Annotated in this window: 11 protein-coding genes; 2 read left to right on the top strand and 9 right to left on the bottom strand. The window is 73.6% G+C overall.

Going from position 1 to position 12,201, the window contains the following annotated elements; genetic code table 11:
• Positions 1 to 6: 6 nt before the first annotated feature.
• The 8 genes from ACBJ32_RS30795 to ACBJ32_RS30760 form a co-directional block, all read right to left on the bottom strand.
• Positions 7 to 1,314 (bottom strand): ABC transporter substrate-binding protein, encoded by a 1,308-nt coding sequence (locus tag ACBJ32_RS30795; protein ID WP_375129675.1) that lies wholly within the window; start codon positions 1,312 to 1,314, stop codon positions 7 to 9.
• 31 nt (positions 1,315 to 1,345) lie between these two features.
• Positions 1,346 to 3,442: a glycoside hydrolase family 36 protein gene (locus ACBJ32_RS30790; RefSeq protein WP_375129674.1), complete on the bottom strand. Its 2,097-nt coding sequence runs from the start codon at positions 3,440 to 3,442 to the stop codon at positions 1,346 to 1,348.
• Between the two features lie 189 nt (positions 3,443 to 3,631).
• Positions 3,632 to 4,693, bottom strand: coding sequence for a LacI family DNA-binding transcriptional regulator (locus ACBJ32_RS30785; RefSeq protein WP_375129673.1), 1,062 nt, complete (start codon positions 4,691 to 4,693; stop codon positions 3,632 to 3,634).
• A 93-nt stretch (positions 4,694 to 4,786) separates the two neighbouring features.
• Entirely contained in the window at positions 4,787 to 5,650 is an 864-nt protein-coding gene (locus ACBJ32_RS30780; protein WP_375129671.1) for an AMP-binding protein, read from the bottom strand.
• Positions 5,651 to 5,661: 11 nt separating this feature from the next.
• Positions 5,662 to 6,969, bottom strand: coding sequence for an MFS transporter (locus ACBJ32_RS30775; RefSeq protein ID WP_375129670.1), 1,308 nt, complete (start codon positions 6,967 to 6,969; stop codon positions 5,662 to 5,664).
• Between the two features lie 34 nt (positions 6,970 to 7,003).
• Positions 7,004 to 7,462 carry a MaoC family dehydratase gene (locus ACBJ32_RS30770; RefSeq protein WP_375129669.1) on the bottom strand — a complete coding sequence of 153 codons (459 nt, stop codon included), beginning with the start codon at positions 7,460 to 7,462 and terminating at the stop codon, positions 7,004 to 7,006.
• A complete protein-coding gene (locus ACBJ32_RS30765) occupies positions 7,459 to 8,337 on the bottom strand; it encodes an amidohydrolase family protein (RefSeq protein WP_375129668.1) in 879 nt (292 codons plus the stop codon). The genes ACBJ32_RS30770 and ACBJ32_RS30765 overlap by 4 nt, the downstream gene beginning before the upstream one ends.
• Positions 8,334 to 9,218: an SDR family oxidoreductase gene (locus tag ACBJ32_RS30760; RefSeq protein WP_375129667.1), complete on the bottom strand. Its 885-nt coding sequence runs from the start codon at positions 9,216 to 9,218 to the stop codon at positions 8,334 to 8,336. Before ACBJ32_RS30760 ends, ACBJ32_RS30765 begins: the two co-directional genes overlap by 4 nt.
• A gap of 108 nt (positions 9,219 to 9,326) precedes the next feature.
• On the opposite strand from ACBJ32_RS30760, the gene ACBJ32_RS30755 reads away from it, so the two are divergent.
• On the top strand, positions 9,327 to 10,169 hold the full coding sequence (locus tag ACBJ32_RS30755) for a PaaX family transcriptional regulator C-terminal domain-containing protein (protein ID WP_375129666.1): 843 nt from the start codon (positions 9,327 to 9,329) through the stop codon (positions 10,167 to 10,169).
• A gap of 91 nt (positions 10,170 to 10,260) precedes the next feature.
• Positions 10,261 to 10,836 (top strand): proteasome activator, encoded by a 576-nt coding sequence (locus tag ACBJ32_RS30750; protein WP_375129665.1) that lies wholly within the window; start codon positions 10,261 to 10,263, stop codon positions 10,834 to 10,836.
• Between the two features lie 29 nt (positions 10,837 to 10,865).
• Here the strand turns inward: ACBJ32_RS30750 and ACBJ32_RS30745 are convergent, their stop codons facing one another.
• Entirely contained in the window at positions 10,866 to 12,038 is a 1,173-nt protein-coding gene (locus ACBJ32_RS30745; RefSeq protein ID WP_375129663.1) for a serine hydrolase domain-containing protein, read from the bottom strand.
• Positions 12,039 to 12,201 lie beyond the last annotated feature (163 nt).

The following is a 12,201-nucleotide window of genomic DNA, read 5'->3' as shown; positions in this document are numbered from 1 at the left end:
TCGGCGTCAGAAGCCGGTGGCGCCGGCGGCCTTGGCGAGCTGGGCGAACTGCTTCTGCGTGGCGGCCGCCACCTGCTCGGGGGTCAGGCTGCCGGTGATCATGTCGGCCAGGTTCAGGTACAGGTCGGGGTTGGCCACGGCCAGCGCCTGCATCGACCCGACCGACCCGCCGAGCGAGGCGTGCACGTCCTTCAGCGCCTGCGGCACGCCGTCCGGGGCCGGCACGTCCGTACGCAGCGACACGGTCTTGCGGTCGGCCACGAAACCGGCGTAACCCGGTCCCATCCAGTACGCCAGGAGCTGCCGCGCGGCCTGCTCCCGCTTGGCGTCGCCGGTGCGGAAGGCCACCAGCGCGTTCGACTGGTCGGGGATGAACGTGCCCACGTTCCCCGACGGCGAGATCGGGAAGAAGCCGATCTTCTCGTCCAGCTCGGCGGTGTCCGCCTTGGCCTGGAGCTGGCCGAAGAACGAGTTCACCTGCATCACCATGGCCGCCTTGCCGGACAGCAGCGCCTCGCCCTGGTCCTCGAACGTCGCGGTCTTGATGTCGGCGTTGAACAGCCCCTCGTCGATCAGCGCCCGGTACTTCTTGATCGCGTCCAGGATCGTCCTGTCCTCGAACGTCTCCTTGCCCGTGTTGACCCGCTCCCACAGGCCGTCCTTGGCGGCGTCGGCGAGCTGGACCTGCACCCACCACTGGGTGGCCCACTTGTCGCCGCCCATCTCGAAGAACGGGGTGACCCCCTTGCCCTTGAGCGCGCGCGCCACCTCGACCAGCTCGTCGAAGTTCTTCGGCGGCTGCTTGACGTGCTGCTTGTTGTAGTAGACGCCCTGGACCGCCGGGCTCGTGACGAGCGCGGCGTAGCGGGTGCCGTCCAGCAGGCCCGTGATGTCGCGCAGCTCGGGGGAGAGCGTGGACAGCCAGGGGGCGCCGTCGAGCGGCTGGAGGTTGGCGCGGGCGTTGAGCGCGGTGAGCATGGACGCCGTCGGCTGCCAGAACGCCAGGTCGGGCTTGTCCCCGGTCGCCACCTTGGTCTGCACGCCCTGTTCGTACGGGTCGGGGATGGTGACGACCTCCACCTTGGCCCCGGTCGCCTGGGTGAAGGCGTCGGTCACGGCCTTGGGCACGGTGTTGCTGTTCTGGGCGGCCCAGATGGTGAGCGTCACCCCGTCCAGGCGGGCGGTCGGCGAGGGCCAGGCGGCCGGCGAGCCGCCGGTGGCGGGGGCCGCGGCGGGACCCGCCGAGGGGTCGCTGCAGGCCGTGACGGCCAGGACGAGGGCCGACGCGGCGGCGACACGCTGTGCGAGCTTCACGGTTCGGCTTCCTTCGGTTCGGAGGGGGCGTTCAGAGGGGGCGGAGGTGCAGGATGCGGGCGGTGGGCGCGGGGACGGTGGCGGTGACGGTGAGCTCGGCGGCCCGCGGGTCCCAGGAGCAGGCCCAGCCGTCCGCCGCCGGGTAGGCGATCTCGGCGGTGAGATGGCGTCCGGCCAGGTGGGGCAGGTGCAGCACGGTGGCCGCCGGGGCTCCGGGACGGCGCCAGATGCCCAGGTGGGTCACGTCCTCGGTGCGCAGGCCGAGGGCGAGCCAGGGGTCGTCCCAGCCGGGCAGGCCGAGCGGCCAGCACGGGGTGGCGCGCAGCAGGTCGGCGCGCAGGCTCTGGTGCAGCCGCACGCCCCGCTCGACCGAATCGAACTGCTCCGGCGTCATCCGGTGCAGGTTGCCCGACAGGTAGAGGCGGCCGAGGATGCCGGTGACCATGGTGAAGGCGATCTCCTCGCCGGTCATGTCAGGCTGGGGGTAGGCCCAGTTGGCGGCCTGCTCGGGCAGCATCGACAGCGGCGCGGCGACCGCGATCGGCGGGTAGCGCAGGAAGTCCTGCTGGTCGCTGGTGGACTGCAACTGCAGGCGCGAGAGCATCGCGTAGTCCATGCGCATCGCGCCCGAGCCGCAGTTCTCCAGCACCAGGTGGGGATGGCGGTCCAGCACGCCCTCCAGCCAGGCCAGGTGGGCCCGGTTGTGGGCGAGCAGTCCCGCGCCGACGCTGGTGGCGTCCCTGTCGGTGCCGGCGCCCGGGTCGATGTTGTAGTCGAGCTTGAAGTAGCCGACGCCCAGCTCCTCGACCAGGCGGTCCACCACCTGGTCCAGGTGCGCGACCGCGGCGGGGTGGCGCAGGTCGAGGTGGTGGCGGCCGTGCTCGGCCAGCCGCACGCCGCCGCGCTGCAGGAACGCCTCCGCGGGCAGCTTGCCGGCCATCGGGCTGCGCACGCCGATCACCTCGGGCTCCAGCCACAGGCCGGGTGTCATGCCGTGGCCGGCGATGCGGGCCAGGACCTCCTCCAGGCCGCGGGGGAAGCGGGTCTGTGAGGGCTGCCACTCGCCGACGCTGTCCCACCAGTCGCCGCCGTCGTCGTACCAGCCGGCGTCCACGCAGAACACCTGCGCGCCCGCCGCGGCGGCGGCGTCGATCAGGGGAAGGAGCTTGTCCGTCGTGGGGTCGCCCATCAGCGTGTTCATGTAGTCGTTGAACACGACGGGGAGCGCGGCCCGGTCGGGGTGCGGGCGCACCAGCGCGCGGCGATAGGCCGTCAGCGCCGCCGCCGCACCCTCCACCCCGTCGCCGGAGGCGGCGATCGCGACCGGCACGGTGGTGAACGACTCGCCCGGGGCGAGCAGCTCGCTCCACTGGTGGTCGAGGTCGGTCGGGCCGGACAGGGCGACGTACGCGCCGTCCAGCCGCTCGCCCGTCTCCCAGCGCCACGGGCCGTTGTGCTCGATCTGCCACAGCCACGTACGGCCGGTGCCGCGGTCGGTCAGGCCGCCCATGGGCACGTGCCGGCCGCTCGACCAGGTGCCCTGGCTGGTCAGGGCGAACGTGCCCTTGCCGTGCTGGCCGTGCTCGGGCAGGCCGAGGCCGGGGACGTGCTCGGTGAGCGGGCGCCTGGTCCAGCGGTTCTCGCCGAGCCACTCGCTGTCGGCGTACAGGACGTCGAGGCCGTTCATCCCGTTCGCGGGGAAGACCGCGGCGAACGAGGTGACCGCCAGCAGGGGCACCGGGCCCTGGCCGGTGTTGGTCACCCGGACCCGCGCCTGCACCGCGGGCACGCCGTCGGGTGAACGCATGATCAGCTCGGCGGCCAGGCCCGAGACCTCGTCCCGCATCCGGATCCGCAGCTCGTGCCAGCCGCCGTCGCTCGACTGCTCGGCGCCCGCGTACCGCAGCCGGCAGCCCACCGACGTCTCCGACAGCCGCTGGGACGCCCTGGCCCGGCCCTCGCCGGGCACCAGCACCTCCACCAGCGGCTGGGACGCGCGGGCCGCCGTGGCGGGTGGCGCTCCGGCCGACAGCTCGCGCAGGGCGACCGGGCGATCCGGGTGGATCTCCACGACGGCGGTGAGGCCGGTGTGCCCCCAGCGCACGGTCTCGACGACGTCAGCAGGCATCAATGAACTCGCTTTCCCGAGGCATGTGACCGGTCACATGCTTGAGCCTCAGTGTGAGCGGTCACATGCCGGCGGGGGAACCCTCTTTGCTGGATCGTTACACGCGCGTTTCAGGAGATCGCGTGCCTGCCGCGCCCCTGGTGAGCGAGGGCCGGCCCCGGGCGGAACACCGCCTGCCGCGCAGCCGGATCAGCGGCGCTGGGGCGGCGGAGCGGTGGACTCGCGCAGCACGAGCGCCGGCGGGGTGAGAGCGGGCTCCGGCTGCGGGCCGCCGGTCAGCTCGGCCACCGCCGCGTGGAAGCAGGCCCGGCCCAGGCCCGCGAAGTCCATGCGCACGGTGGTCAGCGCCGGCGTCCAGTACGCCGACCCCGGGATGTCGTCGAAGCCCACGATGCTGACGTCACCCGGCACGTCCTTGCCCGCGTCGTACAGCGCCCTGCGCACCCCCTGGGCGATGTCGTCGTTGCCGCACAGGATCGCGGTGACGTCCGGCGAGGCGGCCAGCCGCTGCCCGGCCGCGTACGCCGAGCGGATGTCCCACCCGCACCCGATCAGCTCGGGGATCCCGGCCCCCGCCGCCCGCAACGCGTCCCGCCACCCGGCCAGCCGCCCGCCGGGCACGGCGCCCTCCCCCTCGGACGGGATGGCGACGTGGTGGACGGTGCGATGGCCGAGGTCCAGCAGGTGCTGGGTGGCGTCGGCGGCGGCGCGGCGCTCGTCGAGCGCGATGGCGACGCGCCCCCGGTCGGGCGCGGCCGGCTCGGCGGCGGCCACGGCCGGGACGTGCTCGGGCAGCGCCTCCAGGACCGCGACGCCGAGCCGGTCGAACGCGATCACCACCACCCCGCCCGCGCTGGCGTCGGCGACGTGGTCGACGGTCTGCTTCACCTCGGCGGGCTCGGCCGACTCCACGACCCTGATGCCCATGGCCATGCCCTCGGCCCTGGCGGCCTCCTCCAGGCCCTGCAGCGTGGCCGCGTAGCCGTACAGGATGGTGTTGGAGGTGACCACGGTGATGCCGCGGGCGCGGCCCAGGCTCAGGGCGCGCGCCGTCCGGCTGGGGCGGAAGCCGAGGCTCTCGATCGCCGCCAGCACCGCCGTGCGGGTCTCCGGCCGCACGCGCGGCGACTCGTTCAGCACGCGCGAGACGGTCTGGTACGACACTCCCGCGGCGGCGGCGACATCCCGGATGCTGGGTGCGGCTGCGCCGCGAGCGGCGGTGCGGGGCGCGCGTCGAGGAGTCGGAGTCACGATCACATCGTAGGGCGGGCGGCGGGCCGCGCCGGTCCTCACCGGCCGGCCACGCCGTCGGCGAGCTGCGGGCCGGCGCCGCGTACGTGCTCGCTAGCGGGCCGCCCGGGCGCGCAGCTCCGGTTTGCGGATCTTGCCGGAGCCGGTGCGCGGCAGATCGTCCACCACGTCGAAGTAGCGGGGGATCTTGTACTTGGCCAGCCGGTCGAGCAGGAAGCCGCGCAGCCCGTCGGCGGTGACGCGCGCGCCGGGCCGGGGGATGACGAAGGCGTGCCCGACCTCGCCCCAGGTGCCGTCCGGCACGCCGACCACGGCCGCCTCCGCCACGCCGGGATGCTCGGCCAGCACGCCCTCGACCTCGGCCGGGTACACGTTCTCGCCGCCGGAGATGAACATGTCCTTGGCCCGGTCCACGATGTGGAGGTGGCCGTCGGCGTCCCGGGTGGCGATGTCGCCGGAGCGGAACCAGCCGCCGTCGGCGAACGCGGCCCGGGTGGCGGAGGGGTTGTTCCAGTAGCCGGGGGTGACGTTCGGGCCCTGGACGAGGACCTCGCCCGGCTCGCCGGGAGCGGTGTCGGTGAGGTCGGGGCGGACCACGCGCACGTTGGCGAAGAAGACCGGCACGCCCGCCGAGCCGGCCTTGCGGGCGCTCTGGCTCGGCTCCAGGAACGTGGCGCCCGGAGCGGTCTCGGTGAGGCCGTACCCCTGGCAGAACACCAGCCCGCGCTCCTGGTACGTGCGGATCAGCGCCGGCGGCACGGGTGCGCCCCCGGCCATCAGCGTGCGCACCGAGGACAGGTCGGCGCCGGCCCAGCGCGGCGAGCGGGCGAGCGCCGCGAACATCGTGGTGACGCCGAACATCCAGGTGACGCGGCGCTCGCCGAGGACGAACGCCGTGCGGTCCGGGGTCATCAGGGCGCGGCGGGCGGGCCAGCCGCCCAGTCCGGCGTTGCGCATGGGGGTTGCTCCTAGCGGGATACGCCGCTGTGGTCGGCGGAGGACACCAGGTCGGTACGGCTCGTCTCCCGCAGCGCCGCCGTGCACACCACGGTCAGCAGGCAGAACCCGGCGATGACGGCGGAGATCAGCCCCGTGCCGCCGCCCCCGGTCGAGGCCTGGATCTGGGCGAACAGCAGCGGGGCCAGCCCCGCGCCGAGGCCGGCGATCTGGTAGCCGAGCGAGGCGCCGGTGTAGCGGCTGCGGGTGGCGAACAACTCGGCGTACAGCGCGGCGAGCGGCCCGTACATCATGGGATGGATGATCGACTGCCCGAGCACGAGCGCGAGCGTGAGCAGCCCGACGCTGCCGGAGTCGGCCAGCGGGAAGATCGCGAACGCGAACGCGGCGGCGGCCACCGCGCCGGCCAGCACGATCGGGCGGCGGCCCACCCGGTCCGACAGCGCGGACCAGCCGATGATGCCGAGGACCGCGAGCCCCGACGTCAGGGTGAGCGCGCTGAGCACCTGCTGCCTGGCGAACCCGGCCTGCACCCCGTACGAGACGAGGAACGTGGTCAGCGTGCCCTGCAGCACGAACGGCGACAGCCCGACCCCGATGCCGAGCAGCAACGCCCTGGGGTGGTGGCGCAGCACGTCCAGCAGCGGCGCCGAGCGCCGCGCCGGGCCCGACGAGGCGGCCGAGGCGAAGACGGGCGTCTCCGCCACCCTGGCCCGCACGAACAGGCCGATCGCCAGCAGCACGATGCTCAGCAGGAACGGGATGCGCCAGCCCCAGCTCAGGAACGCCTGCTCGTCCATCATCGCGGCGCTGCCGTTGAGCGCCGCCGTGGACAGCAGCATGCCGAACGGCGCTCCGGCGTTGGTGAAGCTGGCCCACAGGCCGCGGCGGCCGGTCGCGTGCTCGGCCGACATGAGCACCGCGCCGCCCCACTCGCCGCCGACCGCGACGCCCTGCGCCACGCGCAGCAGCACGAGCGCGACGGGAGCGAGGGTGCCGATCTGCTCGTACGTCGGCAGCACGCCGATGAGGGTGCTGGCCACGCCCATGAGCGTCATGGTCAGCACCAGCATGCGCTTGCGGCCGAGCCGGTCGCCGAAGTGGCCGAAGATGACGCCGCCGAGCGGCCGCGCCAGGTAGCCGGTCGCGAACGTGCCGAGGCTGGCGACCGTGGCGGCCAGCGGGCTCAGGTCGGAGAAGAAGACCTTGCCGAACACCAGGGCGGAGGCGGTGGCGTAGAGGAGGAAGTCGTAGTACTCGATGACGCTGCCGAGGAAGCTGGAGGCCACGGCGCGGCGTAGCTGGGTGGGGTTGGACATGCGTGATCCCGTTCGTGGGGGGCGTGGCGGGAAGTCAGGCGTAGTGGCGGTAGATGGCGCGGGCGACGCAGGCGGGCTTGGGCTCGCCGTCGATCTCGATGGTGAAGTCCACGTGCATCTGGACGCCGTCGCCGGGCACGTCCTCGGCCTCGGCGACCCGGCCGGCCAGGCGGATCCTGGCGCCGACCTTGACCGGGGCGGGGAAACGCACCTTGTCCAGGCCGTAGTTGATGCTCATCCTGACGCCCCTGATCTCCAGCAGCTCGGTGAAGAGCGGGATGACCAGGGCGAGCGTGAGGTAGCCGTGCGCGATCGTGCCGCCGAACGGGCCGGCCTTCGCCCTCTCCTGGTCGGTGTGGATCCACTGGTGGTCGTCGGTGGCGTCGGCGAAGGTGTTCACCCGGTCCTGGCCGATCTCCAGCCAGCCGGTGTGGCCGAGGTCCTTGCCGGCCAGGGCCTTGATCTCTGCCAGGCCGTCGGCGGTGGTGGTCATCCCTGGGTCTCCTTCGATGCGAGGCCGAGCAGGCGGGCGGCGTTGTCCTTGAGGATCTTGGGGCGGACCTCGGGCTTGATGTCGAGGGCGGCGAAGTCCTTGAGCCAGCGGTCCGGGGTGATGACGGGGTAGTCGGAGCCGAACAGCACCTTGTCCTTGAGCAGGGTGTTGGCGTAGCGGACGAGCTGGGGCGGGAAGTACTTGGGCGACCAGCCGGACAGGTCGATGTGCACGCCCGGTTTGTGGGTGGCGACGGCCAGGGCCTCGTCCTGCCAGGGGAACGACGGATGGGCCAGGATGATCTTCAGGTGGGGGAAGTCCACGGCCACGTCGTCGACCAGCATCGGGTTGGAGTGCCTGAGCCGCACCCCGGCCCCGCCGGGCACGCCCGCGCCGATGCCGGTCTGGCCGGTGTGGAACAGCGCGATCGCGCCCAGCTCCTCGATGACCTCGTACAGCGGGTAGGCGAGCCGGTCGTTCGGGTCGAAGCCCTGGATGCTGGGGTGGAACTTGAACCCGCGCACCCCGTGCTCCTCGACGAGCCGGCGGGCCTCGCGGGCGCCCGCCCGGCCCTTGTGCGGGTCGACGCTGCCGAACGGGATCAGCACGTCGGCGTGCGCGGCGCAGCTCTCGGCGATCTCCTCGTTGGAGATGCGCGGGTGACCGGTGGCGTGCTCGGCGTCGACGGTGAACACCACCGCCGCCATCCGCCGTTCCCGGTAGTAGGCGGCCATCCGGTCGATCGTCGGCCGCTCGTGCGAGCCGAAGTACTCCGCGGAGGCGCCGAACAGCTCGGGGCTGAGCGAGGTGTGGCCGTCCCTGGAGATCTCGGCGTGGGTGTGCACGTCGATGGCGGTGAGCTCGTCGAGGTTCATGGGGCCGGCACCTTGGGCGCGGGGATGCCGTACGTCTCGGGCTCGAAGTCGCCCCAGGCGGCCGCGATCGCGTCGGCGCTCCAGCCGCCGTCGGCGTAGGCCACCGCCTTCTCGGCCGGGTGCGACCAGAGGGCGAGCCTGTCGCCGCCGATCCCGATCGCCTGCCCGGTCACCTCCCCGGACGCGTCGGAGGCGAGGTAGACGATCAGCCCGGCCACGTCCTGGACCGTGCCCATGCCCTCGTCCCTGCGCAGCCAGGCGGGCAGCGGCGCGCCGGTGCGCTCGGCCTCCTCCAGGTGAGGGGCGAAGGCGGGGATGGTCCTGGTCATCTCGGTGGCGGCCACCGGCACCACCGCGTTGACCGTGATGTTCGCCCTGGCCAGCTCCATCGCCCAGGTGCGGGCCATGGCGACGATGCCGGCCTTGGCCGCGGCGTAGTTCGTCTGGCCGAAGTTGCCGCGCTGCCCGGCGGGGGAGGAGATGAGGATCAGCCGCCCGCCCTCGCCCTGCTCGCGCATCCTGGTGGCCGCCGCCCTGGCGCAGCTGAACGTGCCGCGCAGGTGGACGTCGATGACGGTGTCGAAGTCGTCGTCGGACATCTTCCACAACACCCGGTCGCGCAGCACGCCGGCGTTGGTCACCAGCACGTCCAGCCGGCCGAACTCCGCCACCGCCGTGGCCACCAGGCTCTCGGCCACCTCCGTGCCGCCGACCGCTCCGGGCGCGGCCACCGCCCGGCCGCCCGCCTCCCGGATCGCCGCGGCCGCCTCACCGGCGGTTCCCGCGTCCACGTCGTTGACCACCACGGCCGCACCGGCTGCGGCCAGCGCCTCGGCGTACGCGCAGCCGAGCCCCCGGCCGGCGCCCGTGACCACAGCCACTTTTCCTGACAAATCCATACACGTCACCTCATGTCTGCAAACGTGGGGCAAACTTGCGACCTGCGTCAAAGTTTTGCCCAATATCTCGGATCCGTCTACCCTCGGCTTGTGACTTTTCGCGAGGGAGACGACCTGCCTCAGGCCCCGTCCACGCGCCCCCAGTCGCTGATGTTCAGCTTCCTCGGCGTCTACGTGCTGGGCCGCGACGTCGCGGTCTACTCCGGCAGCGTCATCGACGTGTTCGCCCGCCTCGGCGTGACGGAGGAGGCGGTGCGCTCGACGCTGACCCGCATGGTCAAGCGGGGGTTGCTGGCGCGGCACCGTTCGGGGCGCAAGACGTACTTCGGGCTCACCGCGCACGCCACGGCCGTCCTGGAGGACGGGCGGCGGCGCATGTGGGAGACCGGCGCCGTCAACCGGGGCTGGGACGGCGCCTGGACCCTGGTCGGCTTCTCGCTGCCCGACGACCGCCGCGCCACCCGCCACGACCTGCGCTCCCAGCTCATCTGGGCGGGGTTCGGGCTGCTGCAGAGCGGCATGTGGATCGCTCCCGGCGTCAAGGACGTCCGCGCCATCGTGGCAGACCTCGGCCTGCGCGACCACGTCACCGTGCTGACCGCCAGCGCCGCCGAGCCGACGGAGTCGGCCGACCTCGTGCGCAAGGCGTTCGACACCGGGCAGATCGCCGCCCGCTACCACGCCTTCCTCGACCGCTGGGACACCCCCGACCCCCAGGCCGCGCTGCCCGACGACCTGGCGCGCCAGCTTCTGCTGCACACCGACTGGCTGCAACTCGTCCGCCAGGACCCGCACCTGCCCGCCGAGCACCTGCCGCCCGACTGGCCCGCCATCCGGGCCGAGCAGGTCACCCGCACCCTCGCCCGCGCCTACGAGCAGCCCGCCCGCGAGCTGGCCGCCAAGGTCCTGGACGAGCTGCCGCTGCGGGCCTGATCGCGTGCCGGGGGGCGTGAGCAGCGCGAACGTGGGCAGGGTGCGTCATGACCGCGCTTTCGAGCGATCCGCGACCTCTCAGGACGCCGACATGACACCACCAACCGGCCCGCACCCGCCGGACGGGCCCTCGGGTCCGCGCCCCACGTACGGGCCTTCCGGCCCGCGCTCATCGGACGCGCGTTCCTCGGCCGGTCCGCCGGGACCGCGCTCGCCGGACGGCGCCGCGCGCCCGCCCGACGGGCTGCCCGGCGACGGCGGCCCGTCCGCGGAGTCGGCCGCGGAGGTCGAGATCGGACGGGTCAAGGAACCCGCCCGGCTGCTGCGCGTGAGCACCATGGCGCGGTCGCTGCTCGACGAGGCCCGCGGGCTGACCCTGGACGAGCACGCCCGCGACACGTTGCAGCACATCCACACGCGGGTCGTCGAGGAGATCGGGGACTCCGTGGCGCCCGAGCTGCGCGACGAGCTGCGGCGGTTGCTGCCCGCCTCCTCCGAGACGCTCACCCAGTCCGAGATCCGGATCGCGCAGAGCCAGCTCGTCGGGTGGCTGGAAGGCGTCTTCCAAGGCATCAGGGTCGGGCTCACCCTCCAGCAGGCCGCCCGCCCCGACCTCCCCCGCCCGCCCGGCCCCGCATCCGGCCCGGGCGCAGGTCCCTACCTCTGACCGGCCTGATCGGGGCGGTCAGGGGGCGGTCAGGCGCAGGCGGAGCGGTGGGTGGCCTCGATGAGGGGCCTGACCCGGTCGTCACCGCCCTCGATGAGCTCGGTCATGCGGTTGGGCACGTAGGCGAAGCCGAGCTCGTGATCCGGGTCGGCGTAGGCGAAGACGCCGGTGACGCCCGGGTGGCCGAAGGCCGTGGGGGAGCAGTCGCCCGGCCACATCGGCCCGCCGGGGAGCAGGAAGCCCCGCCCGTACGAGGTGTGGCAGCGCAGCACCAGATCCATGCCGCACGCCTCGACGGTGCGGGCCCGGTCGGCGGTCTCCGGGCGTAGCAGGCGGATGCCGTCGACCTCGCCGACGAGGGCGGCGTACATGCGGGCGAGCCCCGAGGCGTTGCCCGCACCGCCGCAGGACGGGATCTCGGCCTGGGGCGCGCCGACGGCGGCCAGGGGGTTGCCCGCCAGCGAGATGCTGCCGAACGTCGAGCGGTGGAACAGGGACGCGGGATCGCAGATGGCCCGGTTCAGCCCCGCGAGTTCGGGGTTGGCACGCCCCTGGAGGAGCTGCTCCCCGGTGGGCGGCACGAGGCCCGCCAGCCGCCGTCCCCACGCGCCGGACAGGCCGACGTGCAGGTCGAGGCCCAGCGGACCGGCGATCTCCTGGGCGAAGAAGCGCTGCACCGACAGCCCCGTGACCCGCCGGACGACCTCGCCGACCAGCCATCCCATGGTCAGGCAGTGATACCCGTGCGCCCGGCCCGGCTCCCACGCGGGTACGGCGGCCGCCAGGGCCTCGCCCACCGCCGTGCCCCCTTCGAGGTCCACCATGGTCAGCGGCGGATCGACGGTCACCACCCCCGACCGGTGCCCCAGCACCCACCGCAGCGGGATGTCGGCCTTGCCCCCCGCCCCGAACTCCGGCCAGTACTCCGCGATCGGCGTGTCGAGGTCGAGCAGGCCGCGATCGACCAGCAGCATCGCGGCCGTGGCGACCAGCCCCTTGGTGGCCGAGGCCAGGAGCGTGATCGTGTCCTGCCGCCAGGCCTCGTCCCGGCCCGCCTGCCCGCCCCACAGGTCGACGACGGCCCGCCCGCGCTGGTAGACGGCCACCGAGGCGCCCAGCTCCCGCCCCTCGGCGAAGTTGCGCGCGAACGCCTCCCGCACCGCGCGGAACCTGGGCTCGCACATGCCGTGGATCTCGCTCAATGCCCCCTCCTCACGACCCTCGCCGGCTGCTCCGGGCGCCGGGGGTCGCCGAGGGGTTGGTGGCACGGGGCCGCCGATGTGTGCGCCTCCCGACTACCCGGCTGACCAGGCACGAAACAGGAGGCCGAGCCTTCGCCCGGCACCGGCGCCGCGCGAGGCCGCG

Source organism: Nonomuraea sp. GTA35 (genome assembly GCF_041950525.1).
Taxonomy (GTDB): Bacteria; Actinomycetota; Actinomycetes; order Streptosporangiales; family Streptosporangiaceae; genus Nonomuraea.
This window is presented reverse-complemented; position numbering and strand designations above follow the sequence as displayed.